The sequence below is a fragment of the Saccharothrix australiensis genome (genome assembly GCF_003634935.1).
Lineage (GTDB): Bacteria > Actinomycetota > Actinomycetes > Mycobacteriales > Pseudonocardiaceae > Actinosynnema > Actinosynnema australiense.
In genome coordinates, this window is the sequence record NZ_RBXO01000001.1 from 2,822,827 (window position 1) to 2,847,987 (window position 25,161).

Here is a 25,161-nt window from a genome sequence, read left to right on the forward strand (position 1 = left end):
CGGTGCCTGGACGGCCGTGACGACGGGGGAGGACCGGGGGTGTCGGGCCGCCCGGCGGACGCGTGCCGGGCGGCCCGCACGTGCCGCGGCCTCAGTCGACGTGCCGCCCGGTCGCCACCAGCCGGATGCCGCTCTCCGTGACCTTGTCCACCGGGAGCAGGTTGCGGGTGTCCACGATGACCGGCCGGCCCATCCCGGCCGCGACGGCGGGCCAGTCCAGCTCCGCGAACTCCGGCCACTCGGTCAGCACCACCAGGGCGGACGCGTCCCGCGCGGCGTCGAGCGCGGTACCGCGCACGCGCACCGGCCCGATGTCGCGCGTGACGCACGGGTCGTAGCCCGCGAGCACCGCGCCCTCGCCCGCGAGCAGGTCCGCCACCGCGAGGGCGGGCGAGTCGCGCAAGTCGTCGGTGCCCGCCTTGAACGTCAACCCCAGCAGCCCGATCCGCGTTCCCGCCAGGGGGCCGGTCACCTCGCGGACCTTCTCCACCACGCGGTGCGCCTGGCGCTCATTGGTGTCGATCGTCGCTCGCAGCAGGGGGAAGTCCACGTGCGCGTCGTCCGATGTGGACAGCAGCGCCCTGGTGTCCTTGGGGAAGCACGAGCCGCCCCATCCGGGTCCGGGGCGCAGGAAGGCCGCGCCGATGCGCTCGTCCAGCCGCATGCCCTCGGTGACGTCGTCGATGTCGGCCCCCGCCCGCTCGCACAGCTCGGCGAGGCTGTTGACGTAGGACAGCTTCATCGCCAGGAAGCAGTTGCTGGCGTACTTCACCAGCTCGGCGCTGGCCCGGTCGGTGACCAGGGCGGGCGCGTCCGGGTAGAGGTCCAGGACCCGGCGCGCGGCGGTCTCGTCGTCCGCGCCGACGACGATCCGCTGTGGCCGCAGGAAGTCGTCCACGGCGTGGCCCTCGCGCAGGAACTCGGGGTTCGACACCACCGGCACTCGTTGCGCGCGGGCGATCCGGTCGGCGGTGCCGATGGGCACCGTCGACTTCACCACCAGCACGCAGCCCGCCGGCTCGACCTGGTCGAGCACGGCGTCGATGGCGCTCAGGTCGGCCTCGCCGTGCTCGCCGGTGGGCGTGGGCAGGCACAGGTACGCGAACTCCGCGTCCGCGAGCGCTTCGGTGTTGTCCGTGGTGAACGACAGCCCACCGGTCCGCACGCCCTCCTCGACCAGCTCCGCCAACCGCGGCTCGTGCGCGCCGATCTCGGCCCGCCGCAACGCCGCGACCTTGCGCTCGTCCACGTCCGCGCACACCACGCGGTGCCCGAGGTGGGCGAAGCACGCGGCCGTGGTCAGACCGACATAGCCCGCGCCGATGACTCCGATCCGGGGCAAAGCGCACCTCCCGTCGCCGCAAGGACTTCCTCGACCGTGATCCGCAGCAGGCCGGGGTCCGGCCGGTCGGCGAACGTGTCGCCGGTGGTGCCGTGCCACAGCACCCGGTGCGGCCCGCCGCGCGGTCCCCAGCGCGCAGGCGACACCGGCCCGAACAGCACCACCGACGGCGTGCCGTAGGCGGTGGCGACGTGGGCCACGCCCGTGTCGCCGCACACCACCAAGCGCGCTCCGGCGACCAGGTCCAGCAGGGACGAGAGGCTGCCGAGGGACGTGCGGGCGCGCCCGTCCGCCACCGCCGCCACCAGGTCGGCCTCGGCGGGGCTGCCGGTGACCACCACGTCCGGGCCGAGGGCCCGCACGACCGCCCGGTACCGCTCCACCGGCCAGCGCCGCGCGCCGTGGCTCGCGCCGGGGTGCACCACGACGTCGCCGGTGGCCGCCGCGGTCCAGGGCAGCCGCAGGTCGTCGGGGTTGCTCGGGATGCCGTGCAGCATCAGCAGCCGGCACCAGCGGTCCACCTCGTGCAGGTCGTCGCGCCACGGCACGTGCGTACCGTGCGTGACGAGCTGTCCGGGGCGCGTCACGCGCAGCGCCTCGGTGCTCTGCGGGCCGCGGCCGTGCAGGTTCACCGCCAGGTCGGGTTCCTCGTACCGCAGCGGCACCAGGCCCGGCGTCGGCAGCAGGCGGTCCACCGCCTCGACCCGGTCCACCGCGTCGGCCAGCCAGCCGGGCGCGGCGAGGGTGATCTCCGCGTCCGGGTGCGCCCTGCGCAGGCCGCGCAGCGCGGGCACGGCCGTGAGCAGGTCGCCGAGCCCCAGGGCGCGCAGCACCAGCACCCTCATCGCCGCACCGCCCGGTGGCGCAGCTCGCCGCGCAGGCGGTGGGCGCACGCGGCCGGCGGGATGGCCAGGCTGGTCACCACCATCCGCAGCACCTCGTCGCCGGTGCGGGGACCGGGCAGGATGCGCTCGGCGGCGAACCGGGCGGTCAGCGCCGCCCACACCGCGCCGGTCACCAGCGCCGCCCTCGACCGCAGCAGCCCCAGCAGCACGGTCAGCGCGCCGGCGGCGGTGGTGACGGCGTGCCGGCGCAGCCGTCCGGGGTGGCCGCCGATGCGCTCGCGCCACCCCTCGCCGACGAGCCGGCGCATCAGCGCGTCGTCGGCGTTGCCGCGCTGCTGGCGCAGGCTGGCGAAGAAGTCCGAGGCCCGCACCGGGTGCGTGGTCCGCCGCGCGCCGCGCACGATCCGGTAACCCTCGTCCTGGAGGCGCAGCGCCAGCTCGGCGTCCTCCCGGTAGGCGCGGGGGAACCGCTCGTCGAACCCTCCGACGTGCGCGAGCGCCGCCCGCCGGTAGGCCATGTCGGCGGTGATCCACCGGGCCTCCGCCAGGCCGGCCGTGCCGCGTTCCCAGTCGGTCGGCCTGCGGTCGTCCGGCAGCGGCACGGTGAGGTGCGCCTGCGACCCCGCGACGTCCAGGTCCAGGCCCGCCAGGTCGTCGGCCAGCCGCCGCTTCCAGTCGTGCGGCGGCACCACGTCGTCGTCCAGGAACGCGATCCACTCGCAGCACGCGGCGCGCCAGCCCGCGTTCCGGGCGGCGGCCGGGCCACGGCCGCCGCTGCGCAGCACGCGCGCGCCGCGGGTGGGCGGCAGCGGTCCCGGCTCCGGCCGGTCGTCCACCACGATCACCTCGCGCGGGGGCGGTCCGGAGCCGCGCTCCAGGGCGTCGAGCACGACGGTGAGGCTGTCGCGTCCCACGGTGGGGATCACCACCGCGTAGTCGGGGCTCATCGCCGCACCACGAATCGCCCGATGGCCAGCACGTCGACCGGCGCGGAGCCGAAGCACTCCAGCGCGTCGCGCGGGTCGTCGACCATCGGCCGGCCCGCCGTGTTCAGGCTCGTGTTCACCACGACCGGGACACCGGTGCGCTCGGCGAACCCGGTCAGCACGCGGGCCATCAGCGGTTCCCGCGCCGGGTCGACGGTCTGCACCCGCGCGGTGCCGTCCACGTGCACCACCGCCGGTATGCGGTCCCTCCACTCCGGACGGACGTCGTGCACGAAGAGCATGTAGGGGCTGGGGATCGGGCCGCGGGTGAACAGCTCGTGCGCCCGCTCCGCCAGCACCATCGGCGCGATCGGCCGGAACTGCTCCCGCCCCTTCACCTCGTTGAGCCGCGCCAGGTTGCCCGCGTGGCACGGGTTGGCCAGCAGCGAGCGGCGTCCCAGCGCGCGCGGCCCGTACTCGCTGCGACCCTGGAACCACGCCACGACCCGGTCCTCCGCCAACGCCTCCGCGACGGCGTCGGCCACGTCCGCGGGCTCCTCGTAGGCGATCTTCGCCCGCCGCAGGTACTCCTCGACCTCGTCGTCGCTCCACCCGCGGCCGAGGTCCGCGCCGGGCATCGGCGCGGCCGGCTCGCCCTCGTGCGCCGCGACGTGCAGCGCGGCGCCCAGCGCGGTGCCGGCGTCACCGGCGGCCGGCTGCACCCACACCTCCTCGAACGGCCCCTCGGCGAAGATCCGGGTGTTCGCCACGCAGTTCAGCGCGACACCGCCGGCCATCGTGAGCCGGCGCTGACCGGTCAGCCCGTGCAGCCACCGCACCAGGTCCAGCAGCACCTCCTCCACCCGCACCTGCACGCTCGCCGCCAGCTCCGCGTGCTCGCGCGTCACCTCGTCGTCCGGCCCGCGCCGCTTCGCCAGCGTCGCCCAGTCGACCGGGGTGACGGTGAACCCGCCGTCGCCGGTGGCCGCGATGTGCTCGCGCATCAGGTCCAGGTGCGTCGGCGGCGCGTAGGAGGCCAGCGCCATCACCTTGTACTCGTCACTGGACCGCAGGAAGCCCAGGTGCTCGGTCAGGTCCTCGTAGAGCAACCCGAGCGAGTGCGGGAGCTGTTGCGCGGCAAGGATTTCCAACCGGTGACCGCGATAGCTGCCCGCCAGGTGCGAGCCGCACTCGCCGCGACCGTCGGACACCAGCACCGCGCAGTCGCCGTCGAACGGCGCGGCCAGCCCGGTCGAGCCGGCGTGCGCCACGTGGTGCGGCACGAACCGCACGATCGCCGGGTCCAGCCCCGGCAGCGCGGTGGCGAGGAACTGCGGCGCGCGGCGGGCGTACTCGGTGCGCAGGTCCTCCCACGGCACGTCGCTGTCCGGCGGGACCATCGACGGGTCGTAGGAGTAGGCGACGGCGTCGAGGTCGCCGGGTGCCAGGCCCGCGTGCGCGAGGCACCAGCGGGCGGCCTGCTCCGGCAGCTCCCAGGCCGAGAACGGCACGGGTCGCTTGCCGTGCTTGCGGCGGGAGAAGCGCTCCTCCTCGGCGGCGGCCACGATCCGGCCGTCGACGACCAGCGCCGCCGCCGGGTCGTGGAAGACGGCGTTGATTCCGAGCACGCGCACGGTCCTACCCCTTTCGTCCGTTGGCGTGGGACTACCCGACGAGGTGGCGGCCGAACGAGCGGCGCAGCCCCTCGGCGAGGTCGATCTCGGGCTGCCAGCCCAGCACCTCGCGGGCCAGCGAGATGTCGGGCCGCCGGCGGCGCGGGTCGTCCTCCATCGGCTCGACGTGCCGGACGCCGGACCGGCCGCCGGTCACCTCGATCACGCGCCGCGCCACCTCCAGCACCGTGACCTCCTCCGGGTTGCCCAGGTTGACCGGGCCGGGGTGGTCGCAGTCGGCCATCGTCAGCAGCCCGCGCACCAGGTCGTCCACGTGGCACAGCGAGCGCGTCTGGCTGCCGTCGCCGTGCACGGTCAGCGGCACGCCCGCGCGGGCCTGCCGCACGAACGTCGGGATCATCCGGCCGTCGTCGGGCCGCATCCGGGGGCCGTAGGTGTTGAAGATCCGCACGATGCCCGTGTCCACGCCGTGCTCCCGACGGAACGCGCAGGTCAACGCCTCACCGAACCGCTTGGCCTCGTCGTAGACGCTGCGCGGCCCGATCGGGTTGACGTTGCCCCAGTACGTCTCCCGCTGCGGGTGCTCCAGCGGGTCGCCGTACACCTCGCTGGTCGACGCCACGACGACCCGCGCGCCCTTGCGGGCGGCCAGCTCCAGCGCGTGCAGGGTGCCGAAACCGCCCGACTTCATCGTCTCCACCGGCGTGCGCAGGTAGTCGACCGGCGACGCCGGGCACGCCAGGTGCAGCACCAGGTCGACCGGCCCGAGCAGGTTGAGCGGCTTGCTTACGTCGGCCACCACCAGCCCCGCGCCCTCCGGCACGTTGTCCGGCGACCCGGTGCGGAAGTCGTCCACGCACACCACGCCGGCGCCCCGGCGCAACAGCGCCTCGCACACGTGGGAACCCAGGAACCCCGCCCCGCCGGTCACCACCGCTCGTTGGAAGCCCATGTCGAAGGGCCTACCCGTGGATTCGGCGTGTAACCACCCGGATCGCGGGTAGTACCCGGCGGTGGCCGATACGACGGTGGTGATCGCGACCCGCGACCGGGTGGAGGAGCTGACCAGGACGCTGACCAGGCTCGCCGTGCTGGACGTGCCGGTGATCGTGGTGGACAACGGCTCGTCGGACGACACGGTCGAGCGGGTCCGGCGGGACTTCCCGCACGTGGAGGTGCTGCCGCTCGGGCGCAACGAAGGCGCGCTCGCGCGCAACGCGGGCGTCCGCCGCGCCCGGACGCCGTACGTGGCGTTCAGCGACGACGACTCGTGGTGGGCCCCGGACGCCCTGCGCCGCGCGGAGGCGCTGTTCGACCGGCACCCCAGGCTGGGTCTGGTCGCCGCGCGGACCGTGGTGGAGCCCGAGGGCCGCGACGACCCGATGTGCGCCGTGATGGCCGACTCGGCCCTGGGCACACCGCCCGACCTGCCCGGACCGGCGGTGCTGGGCTTCATGTGCTGCGGCGCGATCGTCCGGCGCGCGGCGTTCCTGCGCGTCGGCGGCTTCCACCCGGTGCTGTTCTTCCGGGGCGAGGAGCGGCTGTTCTCGTGGGACCTCGCGGCGGCCGGGTGGGCGTGCGCCTACGTGGCCGACGTGGTGGCGCACCACCAGCCGTCGCGCTCGCGACCGCCCGGTACGGCGGGCCGGCGCCGGGAGCTGCGCAACGACCTCCTGACGACCTGGCTGCGCCGCCCGCTCGCGGTCGCGTGGGGTGGTGCGGTGGAGTTGGCGCGGCGCGGGCTGACCGACCGCGTCGCCCGCGCGGCGCTGGGCGAGGCGGTGGCGCGGCTGCCCGCCGTGGCGTGGCACCGGCGACGGTTGCCCGCGGACGTGGAACGCCAGATCGCGCTGCTGGGCTGAGCGCGGTTCTCAGCGGAGGACCCGTCGCGGGTCGCGGGCCGGGCAGCGGTCCGTTCCGGGGCCCTCAGCCGGCCAGCGAGTCGTGTTCCACGGACACCGAGAACGGGTTGTCCATCCGGTAGCCGACACCACGGACGGTGGTGATGAGGGACGCCGCGTCGCCCAGCTTCCGCCGGATGCGGCGCACGTGCACGTCCACCGTCCGGGTGTCCACGAAACTGGTCGCACCCCACACGTTGTTCATCAGCGCGGTGCGGCGGTGCACCTGGCGCGGGTGGGTGCACAGGTGGTGCAGCAGGTCGAACTCCAGCCTGGTCAGCTCCACGTCCACCCCCCGGTGCAGCACCCGCCTGGAATCGGCCAGGATGCGCAGCTCGGGCTCGGCGCGGGGCACCGGCAGGTCCACCACCACGTCCGCGTGCGGGAGGTCCAGCGCGCGGCGCAGCGCCTCGGCGAGTCGGGTCGCCGCGTCCGCGGCCTGTGCGGTCGGCGCGCTGAGGCGGATGACGACCGTGACGTCGACGGTCGTCACGTCGGGGATAGCCTTCACGACAGCCACACCCGGATCGGACCAGGCGCGCGGGTGGGGCGTCAACGCCGTCCAGCAAGTGGGAGCCGTTGACAGCGGGCATGATGGGCCCATGACGACGACCATCACCCTCAACAACGGCGTCACCATGCCGCAGCTCGGTTTCGGCGTGTTCCAGGTGTCCACTGAGGACACGGAAGCCGCGGTGTCCGAGGCGCTGCGCGTGGGCTACCGGAGCATCGACACGGCCGCGGCCTACGGCAACGAGGAGCCGGTCGGCCGGGCGCTCGCCGCGTCCGGCGTCGCGCGGGACGAGCTGTTCGTCACCACCAAGCTGTGGAACACCGACCAGGGCTACGACGAGGCGCTGCGCGCGTTCGACACCAGCATCGGCAAGCTCGGCCTGGACCGGGTCGACCTCTATCTGATCCACTGGCCCGCCGCGGTTCGGGACCGGTACGTCGACAGCTGGCGCGCGCTGGGCAAGCTGCTCGGGGACGGGCGGGTGCGCGCGATCGGCGTGTCGAACTTCCAGAAACCGCACCTCGAACGCGTGATCGAGGAGACCGGCATGGTGCCCGCCGTCAACCAGATCGAGCTGCACCCCCGCCTCCAGCAGCGGGAGCTGCGCGCATTCCACGCCGAGCGCGGCATCGCCACCGAGGCGTGGAGCCCGCTGGCGCAAGGCGGCGAGCTGCTGCGGAACGAGGTGCTGACGGCCATCGCGGACAAGCACGGCCGCACGCCGGCGCAGGTGGTGCTGCGCTGGCACCTCCAGCTTGGCAACGTCGTGATCCCCAAGTCGGTGACGCCGAGCCGCATCGCGGAGAACTTCGCCGTGTTCGACTTCGCGCTCGACGAGGAGGACCTGGACCGCATCGCGGGGCTGGACACGGGCGAGCGGACGGGCCCGCACCCCGACGAGTTCAACTGACCGGCACCGCGCGGGGACGCCGATCGGGTCCGTCGCGGACGCCGGCCGGGTGTGCCGGCCGGGTGTGCCGCGCCCGCTGACCGGCACCGCGCGCGTCGGCCGGACCCGCCGCGCACGCCGGCCGGCACTGCCCACGGACGCCGACCGGGTCCGTCGCGCACGCCGGCCGGACCCGCCGCGGATGCCGGCCGAATGTACCCCGCGACACGCGGTGCAGGCTCGCGTGCGGCGGTCGCCCCGGCGCGGACGGCCCCCGCGCGGGGTCGCCCCGGACGGGTGCGGCTCTGGTGCGCGGCGGCGGGCGCGGCGCGGCAGCCCCGGTCCGGACACCCCGCCACCGGACGACCGGCCCGCGCCGGCGCTCCCGCGTCGCCCGCGGATCCGGGTCGGCCGTCCGCGCTCCCCGCCCCGCCGGCCCGCCGACCGCGCGACCGGACGGCGTGCCCCTCTCCCGCCGGCCCCGCGCCGGGCCCGGCGGGGCAGGCCACGTGCAGCCGCGAGACGGGGGCTCAGTCGGTCTCGACCGGGCCGCCGGAGCGCCAGTAGCGCCCGTCGGCCCGGTCCAGCAGCCCTTCGTCCACGAGGTACCGGCGCACCGTCACGTGGTCGACCTCGCCGCCGTCGCACCACCCGCGCAGCACGTCCACCACCTCCCGCTCGGTGTAGTGCCTGCCCGGCTCGAACGCCGTGCAGACCCGCTCCAGCACGGTCCGCCGCCGTCCGCGCTGGGCGGGCAGCCTGAGCAGCCGACCGTCCCTCAGGAACGGATCGCCCGGCGTCCGTTCCACCCGACCGGCCTGTTCGAACAGGTCCTGCCGCACCAGCAGCTCACCGGGCCGCCCCGCCACCAGCCCGGCGGCGCGCAGCCTGCGCAGCGCGGCGTCCACCCGGCGGGCGTCCACACCGGTCTTGTCGACGATCTCCGCCGGATCGCGGGCACCGAGCACGAGCGCGGCCACGACCCGGAGTCTCATGGGGTCGGCGAGCAGACCGACCAGCGCCTCAGGAGTCACGTCAAGAGCTAACCGGACCCGGTGCTCTGGTGCACGCGCTTTCGGGGCGGACCTTAATACCCGTGCGCACTGATCACCTCTTCCCCCTGGCGTCGGTGGAGCCCGTCTTCGGGATGCCCACCGAACACGCCCGCAAGTTCCAGCAGGTGGCCGCGGAGCAGGACCTCGTCATCGACGTGCGGGCCACGAACCCGCACGCCGTGGCGTGGCTGCGAGGCGGCGCGTTGCCCAAGCCGGCGCCGGTGAAGGCCAAGACCATCGACGACCTGGACGTCCGGCTGGGAGCGCGGTCGAAGCACCGCGGGCTGGTCGGCTTCTTCCGCCCGCTGTTACCCCGCCACGGTGTCACGGAACGGCTGCTGAGCCGGTTCGCCCAGCGGCGCGACGAGTTCACGGCGCTCGGCGCGAAGATGGCCCAATTGGAACGCCGTGGTGAATACCTCGTGCGTGACGGGGTGGTGCACGGGTTCGACCGGTGGGGCAGGCTGCGCCCGCTGACCGGCGACCACGACGTGTTCGACATCCGCGCGTCCGGCGGGCGGGCGCTGAGCGAGCGGCGGTACGACGTCGCCGTGGAGACCATGATCGGCATGGACATGGGGGTCACCCACGGCGCGCACATGTACTGGCGCCCGACGACGCCCGCCGACCTGGTGATGTTCGAGTCGATCGCCCGTAGCGCCAGCCCCAAGCTGCGCTTCCACCCGGACGGCACGATGACCGCGGGCGACTACCGCCGGCCGAACGCGGGCACCAGCACGATGACCAGACCGGCCACCGCGGACCGTCCGTACGCGACGGTGTCCAGCGTCGGCAGCTGAAGCCACGTGGTGGAGGCGTTCATGTCGTCGAAGAGGAGCTTGCCGTAGACCAGCAGCAGCGCGACCCCGTAGAGGCGCGCGTGCTCGTGCCGCCACGCGAGGACGACACCGGCCAGCCCGGTGCAGATGTGCAGCGCGTGGTGCCCCTCGGCGAGCGGCAGCACGGGCAGCAGCGCGAATGCGATCTGGAACAGGCCGACGAGCAACGCGAGCAGCTGCGCGCGGCTGGGCCGCGACCTGTTCCCGGTCTTGTCCTGGTTCCCGGTGCGGTCCTTCACCGGTGCCTGGTTCCGCATGGAGGCGGAGTACCCGCGCGGTCCTCGCGCATGTCCGGTTCGGTCACTTTGCGCCACCGGAAAGGGACGATCCGCACTTTCGGGTGGAGTCGACGCCGGGTGGCATGGCGGCGGGCGCGGGTGGTACCGGTGCGGGCGGCACGGCGGTGGGCGCGGACGGTTCGCTCGGGGCGCGGTGGCGGTGGCGCGGGGGAGTGGTGGCCGCCCGCGCCACCTGTGCCACCGCACCGCACCCGCCGCGCCGCCGCCGGTGCCGTCCGCGCCGCCGTCGCACGGCACGCACCGCCCGTGCCACCCGGCCGGTCCGTGCCGCCCGACCGGTCCGTGCCGGTCCGGGAGCCCGAGCCACCCGCACCACCCGCCCGCGCCCACCCGAGCCGCCCGCCGGACGCGGGCCACCCGCGCGTCAGCGCAGCAGCGGTTCGAGCTTGGCCCGCGCGTCGCCCGCCGCGTCGGCCGGTGACCGCTCCCCGGCCAGCACCTGGTGCGTCATGGTCCAGATCGCCTCCGACACCTGCGGGTACCTGGGCCCGTACGCGGGCCGCGCGGCGGACAGCTGCGCCGCGAAGGCGGGCACGTTCGGGTCCCACTGCCAGCCGGGGTCGTCGACGGTGTCGGTGCGGTTGGGCAGCGCGTGCAGCGCCGCGCCGAACTCGGTCGCGTTGGCGCGCTCCTCGGCCAGCCAGCGCAGCACGTCCCACGCCCGGTCGGCATGCCGCCCGTCCCGCCCGAGCACCCACGCCTCACCGCTCAGCGCCGCCGCGTGGCCCGCCTGCCCGGACGGCAGCGCGGCGGACACCCAGTCCAGCCCCGCCTGGTTCATCGAGGGCACCGCCCACGGCCCGTTGATCATCATCGCGCAGCGGCCGGCGGCGAACTCGCGCTCGGCGTCGGCGTTGGTCCACCGCAGCGCGTCCGCCGGCGCGCTGCGGTCGACGTTCACCAGCGTGTCCATAAAGGACAGCGCACGCACGGACGCGTCGCCGCCGACGTCGCGCACGTCGCCGCCCGCCTGCCACAGGAACGACAGGTAGTTCGCGGTCAGGTCCTCGCCCTCCGGCGCGGCGAAGCACAGCCCGGCACGGCCCTCCGCGGTCAGCGCCTTCGCGGTGCCGCGCAGCTCCTCCCACGTGCCGGGCGGCGTGGTGACACCGGCCGCCTCGAACAGCGCCCGGTTGTAGAGCAGGGCGGTGGTGCCGGTGCGCAGCGGCACGCCGTAGAACCTGTCCCGGTGCCGGACGCTGTCCCGCACCGGGCCGAGGAACCGGTCCCGGAGGTCCCACGACGCGAACCGGGGCGTCAGGTCGGCCAGCGCCTCCTGCTCGGCCAGCCGGGGCAGCGCGGCGAGGTCGACCACCGCGATGTCCGGGAAGGAGCCCGCCGCGGCGGCCTCGTCGAGCCGCGCGGCGAACTCGGGCCGCGGCACGGCGGTCCGCCGGATCTCCACGCCGGGGTGCGCGTCCTGGTAGCGCTTGACCAGTGCCTCCACGGCGTGGTCGGCGGTGGGGGAGTGGTCGAGGTAGTCCCACCAGGTCAGCGTGACCCGCTCGACCGGTTCCGGGGTGGCGTCGCCGCCGCACGCCGCGACGGCGAGCAGGAGTATCGCCGTGAGCAGTGCCCGAACACGCATGCCGCTCGCACCCTTCGACACAGGCGGCGGCCTCGTCCAACGGATGTCAGTGGTCCTACCTTGGCGCGGGACGGGGTGTCAAGATCAGGCATTCGCCCGTTCGCCGGACTGGGGATCGGCCGGCGGGGGCGGCGTCGCGGTGCCCCCGGCCCGCCGCCCGGTTGCCTGCTCCGCGTGCTCAAGGGCGCCGAAGTCGAGGTCGGCGAGGTAGGTGGCCGCCAACTCGTCGTAGATCGGTGTTGAACTCACGTTTCGGGATACTGTCCGGCGGAGCCGTCCGGCGCTGCCCGACTCACCTGTGTGGGTTACTCGATTGCCGCCAAAAGCCGCAATACTGCGGTCACGATTGTTCGTGCGCGTCCTCTGGACCGGTGACGCCTCCCGCCGCTCGCCCAGGCCGCACGACACCCCGACACCTCGCCCGAGCCCACCGGAGCCTCCGTCGGTGCTGCCTGCCCGAGGACCGCGGCCCAAGCACCGCGCCCGATTACCGCGCCCGAGCACTGCGGCCGATCACCGCGCCCGAGCACCGCGCCCGAGCACTGAGCCCGAGCACTGCGGCCGACCACTGCGCCCGAGTACTACGGGCGACCGCTACGGCCGACCCGCCGCGCATGAGCACCACGCCGGGGGAGCCGCCCGGTGCGTCGCCCCGCCTCCCGCGCGAGCACAGCGAATGAGCACGACGCCACAACACGTGATCGGCGTAACGGGGCCGCCCGTGCCCACGATGATGGCGTAGGCGGCCACCGCCCCCCAGAGGCCGCCGGCAAGTCCCGGCCGGTGCTCCACTCCCCCCAGGAGCGCCGGCCGGGCACCTTGCGGGGCAACGGATACCGGCAGTGGACGGTGGCGATGGGCAGTGGCAGGCGGTCAGCGAGCGATGACGGCGGGCGACTGTCCTTTTCGGCGCGGTGAACGGCAGGTGGCCCGCGAGGTGTCGGCGGTGCGCGCCCGCCCCCCGACCACGGGCCGGATGTGCCGGGCGCGCACCGCGTTCGGCGTTCGGCTCAGCCGCCCGGCGGGAAGCGCCTGGCGGGTGCGCGCCCCGCGGGCTGCCGCACCTCCGGCGGCGTCGGCGGGTCCGGCACGGGCAGGCTCACCGGCTCGTCCGGCCCGACCTCGATCGGCGTGCCGTGGTGCGCCGTGCGCAGCGGACCGCCCGACACGATGCGGTAGGTCGCCTCGTCCCGCGTCACGCTGACGGAGAACCTGGTGCCCCGGAACGACATCCGGAACGCCATCCGCTCCAGGCCGGGTGGCAGGCGGGGCGCGAAGGTGAGCCCGCTGTGGTCGCGCATCCCCCCGAACCCGGCCACCAACCCGATCCACGCGCCCGCCAGCGACGCCATGTGCAGTCCGTTGTGGACGTTGTCGTGCAGGTCGTGCAGGTCGGTGAACGCCGCCTCGGCCAGGTAGTCGTAAGCCAGTTGGAGGTGGCCCACCTCCGCCGCCAGCACCGACTGCGTGCCCGCGGACAGCGACGAGTCGCGCACGGTCCGCGCCTCGTAGTAGGCGAAGTTCGCCGCCTTCTCCTCGGCGCTGAACGCGTCGCCCCGGACGTGCATCGCCAGCACCAGGTCCGCCTGCTTGACGACCTGCTTGCGGTACAGGTCGAAGTACGGCTTGGTCAGCAGCAGCGGGTAGTCCTCGGGCCGCGTCCCCTCGAAGTCCCACTCGGCGTGCGCGGTGAACCCCTCGGCCTGCTCGTGCACGCCGAGCATCGCGTCGAACGGTATCCGCATCCGCTCGGCCGCCTCGCGCCACGCGGCGACCTCGTCCGCCCCGACCCGCAGCGTCCCGGCGATGTCCGGGTTGCGCTCGCACGCCTCCACCGCCGACCGCAGGTTCTTCTGCGCCAACAGGTTGGTGTAGGTGTTGTTGTCCACGATCGCCGAGTACTCGTCGGGCCCGGTGACGCCGTCGATGCGGAAACCGTCGTGTGGATCGTTGTGCCCCAACGACATCCACAACCGGGCGGTCTCCACCAGGAGTTCCGTGCCGCACTCCCGGTCGAACTCGGTGTCCCGCGTCGCCGCCAGGTACTGGGCGACGGCGTGCGCGACGTCGCCGGACACGTGGAACGCCGCCGTGCCCGCCGGCCAGTAGGCCGAGCACTCCGCGCCGTTGATGGACCGCCACGGGAACGCCGAACCGCGCTGGCCCAGCACGTCGGCCCGCTCGCGCGCCTTGTCCAAAGTGGAGTGCCGCCACCGCAGGGCGTCGCGCGCCGCGTCCGGCACGGTGTAGGTCAGCACGGGCAGCACGAACATCTCGGTGTCCCAGAACGCGTGCCCGTCGTAGCCGGGCCCGGTGAGGCCCTTGCCCGCGATGGCCCGCGTCTCGCCGCGCGCCCCGGCCTGGAGCAGGTGGAACAACGCGAACCGCAGCGCCTGCTGCAACTCGTCGTCGCCGACCACCTCGATGTCCGCGACCTCCCAGAAGTCGTCCAGGAACGCCCGCTGCTCGGCCAGCAGGCCCTCCCACCCGGTCTGCCGCGCGCCCGCCAGCGCCGCGTCGACCTGGGCGCGCAGCGCGGGCACCGACCGCTGCGCCGACCACCCGTAGCCGAGGTACTTGGTCAGCCGCAGCGCGCCGCCGGCGGGCACGTCCACGGCGGCGGTGAACCGCGCCAGGTCGCCCTCGGCGTGGATGCCGGTGCGCAGGCCCTCGTGGGTGTCCAGCTCGTGGTCCATCCCGGCCGCCATCCGCAGCCCGGAGTGCCGCGTGTGGTGCGCGAGCACCGCCCGCGCGCCCTGCGCCCACGCGAAGTCGCCCACCAGCGGCGCGTCCAGCGCCGCCGCCACCCTGGGGTCGCCGGGCCGGTGCTCCACCGGCTCGTTGGCCAGCAGGTCCGACTGCACGACCAGTTGCAGCGCGTCCTCGGGCTCCACCACGTAGTGGATCGCGGCGACCGCGCGCTGCGTGAACGACACCAGCCGCTCGCTGCGCACCACGACCCGGCGGCCGGTGGGCGACTCCCACAGCGTGCGCCTGCGCAGCGTGCCCGAGCGGAAGTCCAGCTCCCGGTCGTGCTCCAGGGCGCGCCCGTAGCGCATGTCCAGCGGCTCGTCCTCGACCAGCAGGCGGATCACCTTGCCGTCGGTGACGTTCACGACCGTCTGCCCGGCCTCCGGGTAGCCGTAGCCCGCCTCGCCGTAGGGCAGCGCGTGCTCCTCGTAGAACCCGTTCAGGTAGGTGCCGGGCAGGCCGCGCGGCTCGCCCTCGTCCAACGTGCCCCGCATCCCGATGTGCCCGTTGGACAGCGCGAACGTCGACTCCGTGCGGCGGAGCTGGGGCACCGACAGGCCACGCCACCGCAACGACCACGGCCCGATGTCGTACCCCGTCACAGGAGTTCCGCCAAGTCCTCGACCACCACGTCCGCCCCGTTCTCCCGCAGCGCTTCCGCCTGTCCCACCCGGTCCACCCCCACCACGTACCCGAAACCACCCGCGCGACCCGCCCGCACGCCCGCCAGCGCGTCCTCGAACACGGCGGCGTGCGCCGGCTCCACACCCAGCATCCTCGCCCCGGCGACGAACGAGTCCGGCGCGGGTTTGCCCAGCAGCCTCTCCCGGCTGATCACGACGCCGTCCACCAGGGCCTGCACGTACGACGAGAGGCCGGCCGCGTCCAGCACGCGGGTGGCGTTCGCCGACGACGTCACCACGCCGATCCGGAACCGCCCCCGCGCGGCGTCCAGGTAGCGCACCGTGCCGGGGTAGGGCGTCACGCCCTCGTCCCGGATGATCGCGTCGATCAGCGCGTTCTTGCGGTTGCCGATGCCGTGCACGGTGTCGGCGTCCGGCGGGTCGTCCGGCGCGCCCTCGGGCACGGTGACGCCCCGCGACGCCAGGAACGCCCGCACGCCGTCGTAGCGCGGCCGGCCGTCCACGTAGGCGAGGTAGTCGGATTCGGTGAACGGCGGCAAGCCCCGTGGCCCCAGGTAGTCGTCGAACGTGCGCCGCCAGGCGCGGCGGTGCAGGACGGCGGTGCTGGTCAGCACCCCGTCGAGGTCGAAGAGGCAGGCGGTGATCCCGTCCGGCAAGCCGAGTCTCATGCTGCGTGTCTACCCGGTCCCGTCGCGGGGTACCCCGCCTGCCGGGAGGTGGTCGCACCATGGGCAAGCCACGGGTGCTGGTCGTGGGCACGGGATTCGCGGGTTACCACTGCCTGCGCGGGCTGGAGCGGGCACTCCCGCCGGACGCGGCCGAACTGGTCGCGGTCAACCCCACCGACTACATGCTGTACGTGCCGCTGCTGCCGGAGGTCGCGGGCGGGACGCTGGACCCGCGCCGGGTGGCGGTGCCGCTGCGGCCCAAGCTCCCCCGGACCAGGCTCGTCCAGGCGCATGCGACCAGCGTGGACCTCGCGGCGCGCACGTGCACGGCGGTCGACGTGGAAGGCCGCGAGCGGGTGGTCGGGTGGGACCGGATCGTGCTCACCTCCGGCAGCGTGACGCGGCTGATGTCCGTGCCGGGCGTGGCCGAGCACGCGCTCGGGTTCAAGTCGGTCGCCGAGGCGGTGTTCCTGCGCGACCACGTCCTGCGCCAGCTCGAACTCGCCGAGCAGGCCGACGACCCCGTCGAACGGGCCGCCCGCGCCACGTTCGTCGTGGTCGGGGCCGGGTACACCGGCACCGAGCTGGTCGCCCAGGGCAGGCAGCTGACGGAGGCCGCGCGCCGGGGCCGACCCGGCCTGCCGCCGGTCCGCTGGGTGCTGGTCGACCTGGCGCCGCGCGTGCTGCCCGGCCTGGACGAGCGGCTGTCCGGGCCCGCGCTGCGCGTGCTGCGCGACCGCGGCGTGGAGGTGCGGCTGAAGACCAGCGTGGCCGCGGTGACCGAGACCTGCGCGAAGCTCACCGACGGCACGGAGATCCCGACCCGCACCGTCGTCTGGTGCGTGGGCGTGCGACCGGACCCGTTGGTGTCGTCGGTCGACCTGCCCACCGAGAAGGGCCGCCTGGTGGTGGGGGAGGAGCTGCACGTGCCCGACCACCCGCACGTGTTCGCGGCGGGCGACGTCGCCTCCGTGCCGGACGCCTACAACCAGGGCAAGCCGACGCCGATGACCGCGCAGCACGCCGAGCGGCAGGGCAGGCTCGCGGCGCGGAACGTGGCGGCGTCGCTCGGCTACGGCGAGGCCCGGCCCTACCGGCACCGCGACCTGGGGTTCGTCGTGGACCTGGGCGGCGGCCAGGCGGTGGCAGACCCGCTGCACGTGCCGCTGACCGGCCTGCCCGCGAAGCTCGTGGCGAAGGCGTACCACCTGCTGGCGATGCCGGGCAACCGGGTGCGGGTGGCGGCCGACTGGCTGACCGAGCTGCTCGCGCCCCGGCAGGTCGTGCAGTTCGGGCTGGTGCCCGCGTCGGGCGTGCGCCTGGCCGACGCGGACCGGGTTGACGCGGGCCCGGCGGCGCACCGCTGAGCCGCGCGCCCCGGCGGCGTCCGCTGTTCGCGGGGTTGCCCGTGCGCACGAAGAAGCCCGGCCACGCGCGGCCGGGCGGTGTGGCCGGCGGAGTCCGGCCGTTCCGGGTCGGGTTCGGTGGTGCCGGACCGCCGGTCGCCGTCGTGGCGACGCGCCCGGTCCGGGGTCAGGCCGGCTTGAGCGGGTCGTGCCCGATGGACATCAACCGGTGCCGCCAGTGCGCTTCGCCGGCGGTCGGCTCCAGGTCGTCGCGGCGCTGCGCGTGGACGCGGTCGACCACCTTCTGCATCACGCGCATGTCGTCGGTGGTCAGGTCGGTCCGGCGCTTGCGCAGCACCCGCAGCACCTCCTGACCGGTCGGGGTGCCCGCCTGGTCCGGCAGCTCCTCGCTGTCCTCGTCCGCCGAGCGGGTGCGCAGCCAGTCCTCCAGTTCGTGCGAGGTCATGTTCACTACTCGGTGGAACTCGTCCCACAGGGTGTCGCTCATGAGGCCCAGGGTTGCCGCTCGGACCGCGTCCGAAACCCCGTTTCGCCGGCCGACCGGCCGTGGTGGCCGGCGATCGTCCGGCGAGCGGTCGACCGAGGGGCGCGGTGCTCCGGCCGGACGCTGTGCGGCGCCTGCCGGGCGGGTGCTCACCGCGGCGTGCCGACGCGCGCCGAACGCCGGTATTTCGGCTGGTCAGCGCGGTGTCTTCCGAATTGTCGTACCCCCCTGGCACTATGTCGAACAGGTGTTCGGTACGCGTTCGGAAGGGAGCTAGGGATGCGCGTACAGCTAGATCCCCGGCAGTGGCCCGGCCGTGTCATCCCCGAGACCGACCTCGAAATCGACACGGCCGTCGAGGCGTTCTGCCTGCGCGCGAACTGGGTCGACGCCGACCGCGCGGGTGTCCGCGCGGTCGTCGCGCCCTGGTTCGGCGAGGGGTGGAGCGTCGACGCCCTGCTGGCGGCCGTGGACCACAAGCCCGACGGGAGCAGGCAGGGCAGCCCCAGGAACCGCGACCAGGTTGCGCACGACTTCCTCCGCGCGCGGCTCCGGTCGTGGTGGCAGGGGGGCGCGCGGCGGGCGCGCCCCCCGGTCGCCGGCATGAGCCTGGGCCAGTGGTGGCGGGTCAACCGCCGCAACGCGCGGCTCACCCAGCCCCGGCCGCGCCGGGCGCTGGGCGAGGCCGGGCGGCTGGCGCAGGAGCAGTCGCGGGAGCGGGTGCGCGCGCGGCTGCGCGACCCGGTCGAGCGGTCCCGCGCCCGCGCCCGGCGGTGGCAGGAGGTGTTGGACAGCCTGCTGGTGCCCGGTCAGCGCGCGCCGACGTTCGAGGACTCGCGGAAGCTGCTCGCGGAGATCACGCAGGCCCCGTCGCACGCGGTGTGCAGCCGCTGCGGGTGCCGGACGGGGGTGTTGCCTCGTGCGGCGTGAGTGACCTCGTGCGGCGTGAGTGACGTCGTGCGGAGAGGCGGCGATCCGACCACCCGGTCGTGACCGCGCGATGCGTGCTGCCCTCGAACCGGTTGCTGTTCGCGGACCCGCCGCCGGCGAACCTGCTGCCTGCGGACCCGCTGCCCGCAGACCTGCCGCCTGCGGACCCGCCGCCCGCAGACCCGCCGCCCGCGGACCCGCTGCGGTGTCGACCCCGGCCGCCGCCCTCGCTGCTGCCCTGGACCGGCGCTGCCGTCCGGAGCCGCGAACCGCCGACCCACGAACCGCCAGCCGGCGACCGCGAACCCGGCGACCGCGAACCGCCAGCCGCCTACCGCGAACCGCCGACCGCCGACAGGCTTTCGTCCCGGCGTGGCACGTGGACCCGAACCCTACCCCGGTCGGCCGGTCGAACTCGCGCGGGGTCGGCGGCGTGTCGCCTGGTGGGGTGAATTGCCGGGAGCGGTCCTGCGCGTACGGCCGGGGCTGGTGGCATCCGGCGCGGCACTTCCGGTACTAACGCCCGGTGCGGAAATCCCGAGCGTGGCTCGTCGGCGCTCTCGTCGTGCCCGCTCTCCTCGCGGCGTCCGGGGTTTTCGCCCGCGCGCGGCTGGCCGAGCCGGTCCCGCCCGCCGGGCACAACCCCTCCGCCGAGGCCCCGCCGGTCACGCGGGCCGGTCCGCTGACCCTCACCGTCCGCGCCGACGAGGTGGTGCTGGCGGGCGGCGTCGCCGACGAGGCCGAGCGCCGGGCCCTGGTCGACGCCGTCCGCGCCGAGGCCACCGCCCACCGGGTGACGGACCTGCTCGCACCGGGCGGCGACCGCCTGCCCGTCCCGGCGGACGCCGTCGCCGACCTGGTCGCCACCGCGGCCGAGCGGGGCGTGGGCGAGCGGGGCGCGGGCGAGTTCACCGCCGTGCTCGCGAGCGTTGGCGGCACACCCGGCCCGGCCCGCACCGGCGCGCCCATCCCCGACGTCGGGTCGCAGCGCCCCGACCCGGCCGCGCCCACCACGCAGACGTCCTGATCAGCAGCTAGGAGTGGCAGTGTTCTGGTTGTTCGCCCAGATGTTCGTCCTGTGCGTGCTCGCGTTCCTCGGGGGCGCGGCGCTCACGTGGCTGCCGCTGCGCGCCACGATCCGCGGCCTGCGCGCCGAACTCACCCGCACGTCGCCGTGCGCAGCGCTCACCCGCCCGCCCCTGCGCCCGGCCCTCACCGCGACCGCCGTGGTCCTGTCGGACCGACCCCGGTCCGAACTGGAACCGCCGCACGCCGAGCTTCCCGAACCCGCCGCCAGGCCCAGCGCCGCCGTCAAGCCCAGCGCCGCCGTCAAGCCCGGTGCCGCCGTCAAGCTGAGCGCCGCCGCCAAGGCCGAGCCTCCCGCCAAGCCGAAGCCCGGAGCGATGGCCAAGTCCAACCCCCGTGCGACCACCAAGCCCAAGGCCGGGGCGACCGCCGACTCCGCGGCACCGCGCGGCACGTCGGCCACGAGGTCCGGTCCGCTGCCGGACCAGCGCGAGGTCGAGGTCAAGGGCAGCTCGAAGTCGATGATCTTCCACACCCCGGACTCGCCGTACTTCAAGCGCATGAAGGGTGACGTCCGCTTCCGCTCGATCGCCGAGGCCGAGCAGGCGGGCTACACCCGGTGGCGGCCCAAGAGCGCGGTCGGGTCCACCGTCGCGGACTGAAGCAGCCGCGAAGGGCCTGCCGTGGCGGCACGACCGCGTGCCGCGCTCGATCACGGGCGGCCACCGACGAGCACGGCGGCACCGACGATCGCGACCGGCCACCGACGATGACGACCGGTCGCCCACCGGGACGGCCGCGCGCCCGCCGGGTCGTCAGCTCCGCTTGTGGTTGAGGGAGATCAGCCGGCGCAGCTCGCTCTCACCGAGCCCGCCCCAGATGCCGTAGGTCTCCTCCACGGCCAGCGCGTGGTCGCGGCACTCGGTCACCACCGGGCAGCGGGCGCACACCGCCTTCGCGCGGGCCTCCCGGTGTTCGCGGGCCGCGCCGCGCTCGTTCGGCGTGTGGAAGAACAGGGCGCTGTCCATGCCTCGGCACAGACCTTTCAACTGCCAGTCCCAGGAATCGGCGACCGGCTGCGGGAGACGGGAGAGTTCGGGCATCGGAGTCACATCCTGTGGTCGGAACGTCCCTCGCCCCAGCCTAAATTCGATTCAAAAACGGTTCAACTTGACCACGGCCTCGACCGCGTCCGGCAACGACGCCACCCACCGCGCGCCGGGCGGCACGGGTTCCCAACCGGGACCGCCCAGCAGCACCGGCTGACCGCGTTCCAGCAGGTCAGCCACCGGGGCGAGGGACGCGTACGCCGGATCGTGCGCCCACAGCACCACCACGGCGGGTGCGAGCAGCGTCACCGCGTCGAGCAGCGCACCGGCCGGCACCCGCGCGCCCAGGCCGCGCGAGGCGCAGCCGCGTTCGGCGAGCGCCGCGCCCAGCACGTCGAGCGGCAGGCTGTGCTGCTCCTCCGGCGCACAGGCGAGCAGCGCGGGCAGTCGCCCGGACACCGGTGGCGACCCCGACCGCAGCGCGCCCGTGATCGCCGCCGTCGCGAGGTGTTCGACCTCCACCCCGGACCCCTGGGCCGCGATCCGCTCGCCCAGGGCGATCAGGAACGGCATCAGCACGTCCTGCCACGCGCGCACCACGCCGTCCCGCTCGACCAACCGCGTCACGAGCGCGCTCATCAGGGGTTGGTCCAGCCGGGAGGCGGCACGGGCGAACCCGCGCGCCTCCTCCGGTTCCACCGCCAGCGCCCGCGGACCTCCGCCTGCCCGCGCCCGCTCCGGCGGCGCGCCGCCCAGGACGGCGGCGGCGGCCGACGCGGGTGTCACGCCCTGGCCCGTCAGCTCCAGCATCCGCCGCAGCCGAGCCACGTCCGCTTCGCTGTAGCGCCGGTGCCTGCCCTCTTCCCGGCTGCTCGGACCGAGCCCGTACCGGCGGTCCCACGTGCGCAGGGTGACCGGTGAGACGCCGAGCATCCGCGCGACCGCCCCGGCACTCCAGTGCACCGCACACCGCCATCCGCGTCGATTCCGCCGGGCGGAATCGTAACGACCGGAGCGGCCGCGAGCCGGGCCGGCGGTGACGCGGCTGATCACCGGCGGACCGGGCGAAGCGGGACGGACCGCACGAGGGCCGGGGCGGGCCGCAGCAGGACCGACGCGGCGGTCCGCCCGCCGACACCGGTCCGGCGCGTCGCGGTTGAGGACCAGCGGTCCAGGACGAGCGGTCCAGGACGAGTAGGTTCAGGACGAGTGGAGCTGCTGCCGCAACTGCTCCTTGCTCAGCCCGGACGCGCCGGAGAGCCCCGCGTTGCGCGCCTGCGCCAGCAGCTCGTCCCGCGTCGCCTGGCCCGGCAGCTCACCGAAGTGCCGGGCCCGGCTCTCCGCGAACGCCTTGCCCAGCTCCTGCCGTCGGCTGTCCGCGAGCCGCGACCGCATGCCGGGCAGCACCTTGGCCTCTTCTTCCTCCACGTGGTGCGTGACGTCCTCGACCAGCTCCTCCAGCACCCGGTCGAACTCGGGCGACGCCGGGTCGGTGTCGATCAGCTTCGCCAGCAGCTCCTCGGCCTCGACGTGCTCCTCCTGGCTGTGCGCCACCTCGTCGGCCTCGTCCGCCTCGTCGCGCGCGACCGGGTACACGGAGTCCTCCTCGGCGCGGCTGTGCGCGGTGAGCACCGCGGACAGCACCGGGACGAGCAGCGGTCGCTTCTCCGGGTGGTTCTTCAACTCGTCGAACAGCCGCTCCACCTCGCGGTGGTCCGCCATGATCAGGTCGACGACGTCGGGCATCGCGGGTCCTCCTCACTATCGGGTGAGGCGGGTATACCCAGCGCGTCAGCCGACTACCCGTCGGATCGTGTTGATCGGGCCGATCGACTCGATGTCCTGGATCTTCACCGGCACGCCCTCGGTGGACGCGTGCACGGCGCGGATGCCGTCGACGACCATCGACACGTGGTGCCGGTCGGCGTAGTAGATCACCAGGTCGCCGGGCTTGACCTCGTTGAGCGACACGGCCCGGCCGATGGTCGCCTGCCCGTAGGTGGTGCGGGGGATGGCGATGCCCGCCGACCGGTAGGCCGCCTGCATGAGGCTGGAGCAGTCCCACGTGTCGGGGCCGTTCGACCCGTACACGTAGTCCTCCCCGCGCTGCTCCAGGGCGAACGCCAGCGCCTCCCCGGCCTGTCCGGGCGGGACCGGCACCTCGCCGGTGAAGCCCTCGTCGGCCAGCGCGTCGCGTTCGGACTTCGGCAGGGCCCGGTACGCGTCGCGCGCCTCGGTGATCCGCGCGTCGAGCGCGGCCTTGCGCTGCCCGATGTCGTCGATGGCCTTGGTCGCGTTCGCGGCGGCGTCGGTGGCGCGGCGGGCCGCGTCGTCGGCCTTGGCGACGGCCGCGCCGAGGTCGGCCATCGCGCGTGAGTTCTCGCCGGCGAGGACGCCCAGCGCGGACATCCGGTTGAGGAAGTCCTGCTGCGACTCGCTGACCAGGATCGCCGAGAGCTGGTTGAACCGCGCGCCCTCGAAGGACGCCTCGGTGAGCAGGTCGACCTGGCCGCGCAGGTCGTCCTGCGCCCTGCGGGCGTCGTCGAGGTCGCGGTTGGCCTGGTCGAGTTCGCCCTGTGCCTTGGACAGGTCGTCCTGGGCGCGCAGGTGCTCCTCGTTGAGCTTCTCGGCCTCGGTGGTCAGCTCGTTGTACCGGCGCAGCGCCTCGGAGGCGTTGGGCGGCACCGGATCGGCGGCGGCGGGCGCGGCGGGCACCGCGCCGACCAGGGCGATCACGGCGACGGCGGCCAGGGCCGCGCGGACGGTGCGCTGAACGGGGTACGACGCCACGGTCGCGCGGCCCTCCTCGAAAACCGGGTAGCCCGAACGGGTGACGCCCGTACAGGTCTCGGCCAGGTTACGGAACAGCGCCCCGCGCGTCCATCACCGGACGGCGTTTCGCGCGAACGGCAGCCGATCTCCCTCGGGAGCCGGTCGCCGCCGGGACTCGCCCGCCGGACCGGGGCGCCGCGTCGTCGGGCGGCGCTACACCCGCAGCCCGGTGAGGTCGGACCGCCCGCCCGCGTGCCCCACCGCCCGGCCGGCGGCGGCCACGGCCAGGCGGCCCGCCTCGCGCGGGTGGTCGCCGCGCACGAGCGCGAAGGTCAGCGCGGCGACGAAGGCGTCACCGCCGCCGGTCGTGTCCACGACGTCCTCGTCGGTCAGCGGCACGACCTCCGAACCCGCCGACCACACCAGGACGTTCGCCACGCCCCGCACCTCCAGGGCCACCAGCGACGGCCCGCGCCCGAGCAGTTCCCGCCCCGCCAGCACGGCGTCGCCGGTGGACGAGATGCACCGCCCGGTCAGCTCCTCGCCCTCCTGGTGGTCCGCGCGCAGGACGTCCGCGCCCGCCAACTGCTCACCCGTCGCGACGCCGTCGAGCACCACCAGCCCGTCGGCCAGCCGGATGGCGGCGAGCGCGGCGTCGACGGGCTGCTGGAGCTGCACGATCACGGCGTCCGCGCCCACCACGGCCGAGGTCATCACGTCGGCCTCGTGCACGAGCGACGACTCGGGCAGGTCCTGGAGGTAGCGCCACTTCCCGCCGCACACCACGTCCACGATCAAGGCGCTCCGCCCGCGCCGGACGATCGCCGAGGTGTCGACGCCGTCCGCCCGGAGCCGGTCCACCAGCCCGTTACCGACGTCGTCCTCCCCGACGACGCCGAGCAGGGTCGTCGACGCGCCGAGCTGCGCCAGCCCGACGGCGATGTTCGCGCCCTTGCCGCCGAGCACCTCGCGCCGTTCGAGCACCGGCGCCGTGCCGGCGGCGTCGGGCACCTCCGGCACGACCAGCACCAGGTCGCGGGCGATCTGACCCAACACGGCGACGCGCATGTCCAACCCGTACCCGGCGGGCGACAACCGAAACCCCGGCGGTCGGCGGCGAGGGCCGGGCGGGTGTGGCCGCCCTGATCGCCCGCGCCGGTAACCTGGGTGCGAGGGGGTGGTGTCGCCGTGACGGAGCGCAAACCCGCCGGCGTGAGCTTCGAGACGTGGATCGACCGGCAGATCCGCGAGGCGCAGGAGCGGGGCGAGTTCGAGGACCTGCCGGGCGCGGGGAAACCCTTGCGCGGGCTGTCCGAGCCGCACGACGAGCTGTGGTGGGTCAAGGAGAAGGTCCGGCGCGAGGAGGGGACCGTGCTGCCGCCGACCCTCCAGTTGCGCAAGGACGCCGCCGCCGCGCGCGAGGCCGCCGCGCGGGCCGGGTCGGAGGAGGAGGTGCGGCGCATCCTGGAGGAGATCAACGCCGAGATCGTCGACGCCATCCGCAAGCCGAGGTCCGGCCCGCCGCTGAACCTGATGCCGTTCGACGTGGAGCACGTGGTGGCGGAGTGGCGGGCCGGGCGCTGAAGCCCACTGGCCGAGCACTCGCCGTCCGTGCCCCCGGCGCGTGGCCGGGGGCAC

The 25,161-nt window shown here is 74.8% G+C and carries 26 protein-coding genes; 8 read left to right on the top strand and 18 right to left on the bottom strand.

All coding sequences use genetic code 11. The features are described from left to right. Positions 1-91 precede the first annotated feature (91 nt). From C8E97_RS13110 to C8E97_RS13130, 5 genes are read right to left on the bottom strand one after another with little or no spacing between them, the layout of a single operon-like run. The gene (locus C8E97_RS13110) at positions 92-1,342 is read right to left on the bottom strand and encodes a UDP-glucose dehydrogenase family protein (protein WP_121005183.1); all 1,251 of its coding nucleotides are present in this window, start codon (positions 1,340-1,342) and stop codon (positions 92-94) included. Continuing rightward, complete coding sequence (locus tag C8E97_RS13115; RefSeq protein WP_121005186.1) at positions 1,300-2,187, bottom strand: glycosyltransferase family 9 protein; 888 nt, start codon at positions 2,185-2,187, stop codon at positions 1,300-1,302. The genes C8E97_RS13110 and C8E97_RS13115 overlap by 43 nt, the downstream gene beginning before the upstream one ends. Further along, entirely contained in the window at positions 2,184-3,134 is a 951-nt protein-coding gene (locus C8E97_RS13120) for a glycosyltransferase family 2 protein (protein ID WP_121005189.1), read from the bottom strand. Before C8E97_RS13120 ends, C8E97_RS13115 begins: the two co-directional genes overlap by 4 nt. Continuing rightward, the gene (locus C8E97_RS13125) at positions 3,131-4,747 is read right to left on the bottom strand and encodes a carbamoyltransferase family protein (RefSeq protein ID WP_121005192.1); all 1,617 of its coding nucleotides are present in this window, start codon (positions 4,745-4,747) and stop codon (positions 3,131-3,133) included. The genes C8E97_RS13120 and C8E97_RS13125 overlap by 4 nt, the downstream gene beginning before the upstream one ends. 31 nt (positions 4,748-4,778) lie before the next feature. Continuing rightward, positions 4,779-5,699: an NAD-dependent epimerase/dehydratase family protein gene (locus C8E97_RS13130; RefSeq protein ID WP_121005196.1), complete on the bottom strand. Its 921-nt coding sequence runs from the start codon at positions 5,697-5,699 to the stop codon at positions 4,779-4,781. Positions 5,700-5,760: 61 nt separating this feature from the next. Here C8E97_RS13130 and C8E97_RS13135 point away from each other — a divergent pair, with 61 nt between their 5' ends. Further along, complete coding sequence (locus C8E97_RS13135) at positions 5,761-6,609, top strand: glycosyltransferase family 2 protein (RefSeq protein WP_121005199.1); 849 nt, start codon at positions 5,761-5,763, stop codon at positions 6,607-6,609. A 64-nt stretch (positions 6,610-6,673) separates the two neighbouring features. On the opposite strand, the gene C8E97_RS13140 is transcribed toward C8E97_RS13135, so the two are convergent. Next, the gene (locus tag C8E97_RS13140; protein WP_246018856.1) at positions 6,674-7,168 is read right to left on the bottom strand and encodes a winged helix-turn-helix domain-containing protein; all 495 of its coding nucleotides are present in this window, start codon (positions 7,166-7,168) and stop codon (positions 6,674-6,676) included. 82 nt (positions 7,169-7,250) lie between these two features. On the opposite strand from C8E97_RS13140, the gene C8E97_RS13145 reads away from it, so the two are divergent. Further along, positions 7,251-8,072, top strand: coding sequence for an aldo/keto reductase (locus tag C8E97_RS13145; protein ID WP_121005202.1), 822 nt, complete (start codon positions 7,251-7,253; stop codon positions 8,070-8,072). A 509-nt stretch (positions 8,073-8,581) separates the two neighbouring features. On the opposite strand, the gene C8E97_RS13150 is transcribed toward C8E97_RS13145, so the two are convergent. Beyond that, the gene (locus tag C8E97_RS13150; RefSeq protein WP_121005204.1) at positions 8,582-9,085 is read right to left on the bottom strand and encodes a DUF2087 domain-containing protein; all 504 of its coding nucleotides are present in this window, start codon (positions 9,083-9,085) and stop codon (positions 8,582-8,584) included. A gap of 62 nt (positions 9,086-9,147) precedes the next feature. Here C8E97_RS13150 and C8E97_RS13155 point away from each other — a divergent pair, with 62 nt between their 5' ends. Further along, on the top strand, positions 9,148-9,906 hold the full coding sequence (locus C8E97_RS13155; RefSeq protein WP_246018857.1) for a hypothetical protein: 759 nt from the start codon (positions 9,148-9,150) through the stop codon (positions 9,904-9,906). On the opposite strand, the gene C8E97_RS13160 is transcribed toward C8E97_RS13155, so the two are convergent. The 5 genes from C8E97_RS13160 to C8E97_RS13175 all read right to left on the bottom strand — a co-directional run bounded on the left by C8E97_RS13160 (position 9,816) and on the right by C8E97_RS13175 (position 15,895). Further along, complete coding sequence (locus C8E97_RS13160; RefSeq protein ID WP_121005210.1) at positions 9,816-10,202, bottom strand: hypothetical protein; 387 nt, start codon at positions 10,200-10,202, stop codon at positions 9,816-9,818. The two genes, C8E97_RS13155 and C8E97_RS13160, sit on opposite strands and share 91 nt — an antisense overlap. Before the next feature lie 406 nt (positions 10,203-10,608). Further along, on the bottom strand, positions 10,609-11,832 hold the full coding sequence (locus C8E97_RS13165; RefSeq protein ID WP_147455090.1) for an ABC transporter substrate-binding protein: 1,224 nt from the start codon (positions 11,830-11,832) through the stop codon (positions 10,609-10,611). An 84-nt stretch (positions 11,833-11,916) separates the two neighbouring features. Continuing rightward, positions 11,917-12,081: a hypothetical protein gene (locus C8E97_RS34470; protein WP_170211791.1), complete on the bottom strand. Its 165-nt coding sequence runs from the start codon at positions 12,079-12,081 to the stop codon at positions 11,917-11,919. A 761-nt stretch (positions 12,082-12,842) separates the two neighbouring features. Continuing rightward, the gene (locus C8E97_RS13170) at positions 12,843-15,185 is read right to left on the bottom strand and encodes a glycoside hydrolase family 65 protein (protein WP_121005216.1); all 2,343 of its coding nucleotides are present in this window, start codon (positions 15,183-15,185) and stop codon (positions 12,843-12,845) included. Continuing rightward, a complete protein-coding gene (locus C8E97_RS13175) occupies positions 15,182-15,895 on the bottom strand; it encodes an HAD family hydrolase (RefSeq protein WP_121005219.1) in 714 nt (237 codons plus the stop codon). The genes C8E97_RS13170 and C8E97_RS13175 overlap by 4 nt, the downstream gene beginning before the upstream one ends. A gap of 59 nt (positions 15,896-15,954) precedes the next feature. Here C8E97_RS13175 and C8E97_RS13180 point away from each other — a divergent pair, with 59 nt between their 5' ends. Next, complete coding sequence (locus C8E97_RS13180) at positions 15,955-17,262, top strand: NAD(P)/FAD-dependent oxidoreductase (RefSeq protein WP_121005222.1); 1,308 nt, start codon at positions 15,955-15,957, stop codon at positions 17,260-17,262. 166 nt (positions 17,263-17,428) lie between these two features. Here the strand turns inward: C8E97_RS13180 and C8E97_RS13185 are convergent, their stop codons facing one another. After that, on the bottom strand, positions 17,429-17,749 hold the full coding sequence (locus C8E97_RS13185; protein ID WP_121005225.1) for a DUF3140 domain-containing protein: 321 nt from the start codon (positions 17,747-17,749) through the stop codon (positions 17,429-17,431). A gap of 276 nt (positions 17,750-18,025) precedes the next feature. On the opposite strand from C8E97_RS13185, the gene C8E97_RS13190 reads away from it, so the two are divergent. The 3 genes from C8E97_RS13190 to C8E97_RS13200 all read left to right on the top strand — a co-directional run bounded on the left by C8E97_RS13190 (position 18,026) and on the right by C8E97_RS13200 (position 20,364). Continuing rightward, positions 18,026-18,676 (top strand): hypothetical protein, encoded by a 651-nt coding sequence (locus C8E97_RS13190; protein WP_121005228.1) that lies wholly within the window; start codon positions 18,026-18,028, stop codon positions 18,674-18,676. 526 nt (positions 18,677-19,202) lie between these two features. Beyond that, positions 19,203-19,703 (top strand): hypothetical protein, encoded by a 501-nt coding sequence (locus C8E97_RS13195; RefSeq protein WP_147455091.1) that lies wholly within the window; start codon positions 19,203-19,205, stop codon positions 19,701-19,703. 19 nt (positions 19,704-19,722) lie between these two features. Beyond that, positions 19,723-20,364 carry a sunset domain-containing protein gene (locus C8E97_RS13200; RefSeq protein WP_121005234.1) on the top strand — a complete coding sequence of 214 codons (642 nt, stop codon included), beginning with the start codon at positions 19,723-19,725 and terminating at the stop codon, positions 20,362-20,364. Positions 20,365-20,517: 153 nt separating this feature from the next. Here C8E97_RS13200 and C8E97_RS13205 read toward each other — a convergent pair whose 3' ends face one another. The 5 genes from C8E97_RS13205 to C8E97_RS13225 all read right to left on the bottom strand — a co-directional run bounded on the left by C8E97_RS13205 (position 20,518) and on the right by C8E97_RS13225 (position 24,591). Beyond that, on the bottom strand, positions 20,518-20,805 hold the full coding sequence (locus C8E97_RS13205) for a WhiB family transcriptional regulator (protein ID WP_121005237.1): 288 nt from the start codon (positions 20,803-20,805) through the stop codon (positions 20,518-20,520). Between the two features lie 51 nt (positions 20,806-20,856). Then, entirely contained in the window at positions 20,857-21,714 is an 858-nt protein-coding gene (locus tag C8E97_RS13210; protein WP_121005240.1) for a MerR family transcriptional regulator, read from the bottom strand. Positions 21,715-21,951: 237 nt separating this feature from the next. Next, on the bottom strand, positions 21,952-22,497 hold the full coding sequence (locus C8E97_RS13215; RefSeq protein WP_121005243.1) for a hemerythrin domain-containing protein: 546 nt from the start codon (positions 22,495-22,497) through the stop codon (positions 21,952-21,954). 45 nt (positions 22,498-22,542) lie between these two features. Further along, a complete protein-coding gene (locus tag C8E97_RS13220) occupies positions 22,543-23,541 on the bottom strand; it encodes a C40 family peptidase (protein WP_121005246.1) in 999 nt (332 codons plus the stop codon). A 195-nt stretch (positions 23,542-23,736) separates the two neighbouring features. After that, positions 23,737-24,591 (bottom strand): PfkB family carbohydrate kinase, encoded by an 855-nt coding sequence (locus C8E97_RS13225; RefSeq protein WP_121011444.1) that lies wholly within the window; start codon positions 24,589-24,591, stop codon positions 23,737-23,739. A gap of 120 nt (positions 24,592-24,711) precedes the next feature. On the opposite strand from C8E97_RS13225, the gene C8E97_RS13230 reads away from it, so the two are divergent. Then, positions 24,712-25,107 (top strand): DnaJ family domain-containing protein, encoded by a 396-nt coding sequence (locus C8E97_RS13230; protein ID WP_121005249.1) that lies wholly within the window; start codon positions 24,712-24,714, stop codon positions 25,105-25,107. Positions 25,108-25,161 lie beyond the last annotated feature (54 nt).

Excerpts from the sequence above, each read along its gene's own strand:
- C8E97_RS13185 (WP_121005225.1), bottom strand. The coding sequence starts at position 17,749 with ATGAGCGACACCCTGTGGGACGAGTTCCACCGAGTAGTGAACATGACC.
- C8E97_RS13215 (WP_121005243.1), bottom strand. The coding sequence starts at position 22,497 with ATGCCCGACGTCGTCGACCTGATCATGGCGGACCACCGCGAGGTGGAG.
- C8E97_RS13225 (WP_121011444.1), bottom strand. The coding sequence starts at position 24,591 with ATGCGCGTCGCCGTGTTGGGTCAGATCGCCCGCGACCTGGTGCTGGTC.
- C8E97_RS13160 (WP_121005210.1), bottom strand. The coding sequence starts at position 10,202 with ATGCGGAACCAGGCACCGGTGAAGGACCGCACCGGGAACCAGGACAAG.
- C8E97_RS13115 (WP_121005186.1), bottom strand. The coding sequence starts at position 2,187 with ATGAGGGTGCTGGTGCTGCGCGCCCTGGGGCTCGGCGACCTGCTCACG.
- C8E97_RS13190 (WP_121005228.1), top strand. The coding sequence starts at position 18,026 with ATGCGCGTACAGCTAGATCCCCGGCAGTGGCCCGGCCGTGTCATCCCC.
- C8E97_RS13165 (WP_147455090.1), bottom strand. The coding sequence starts at position 11,832 with ATGCGTGTTCGGGCACTGCTCACGGCGATACTCCTGCTCGCCGTCGCG.
- C8E97_RS13205 (WP_121005237.1), bottom strand. The coding sequence starts at position 20,805 with ATGCCCGAACTCTCCCGTCTCCCGCAGCCGGTCGCCGATTCCTGGGAC.
- C8E97_RS13175 (WP_121005219.1), bottom strand. The coding sequence starts at position 15,895 with ATGAGACTCGGCTTGCCGGACGGGATCACCGCCTGCCTCTTCGACCTC.
- C8E97_RS13120 (WP_121005189.1), bottom strand. The coding sequence starts at position 3,134 with ATGAGCCCCGACTACGCGGTGGTGATCCCCACCGTGGGACGCGACAGC.
- C8E97_RS13130 (WP_121005196.1), bottom strand. The coding sequence starts at position 5,699 with ATGGGCTTCCAACGAGCGGTGGTGACCGGCGGGGCGGGGTTCCTGGGT.
- C8E97_RS13180 (WP_121005222.1), top strand. The coding sequence starts at position 15,955 with ATGGGCAAGCCACGGGTGCTGGTCGTGGGCACGGGATTCGCGGGTTAC.
- C8E97_RS13145 (WP_121005202.1), top strand. The coding sequence starts at position 7,251 with ATGACGACGACCATCACCCTCAACAACGGCGTCACCATGCCGCAGCTC.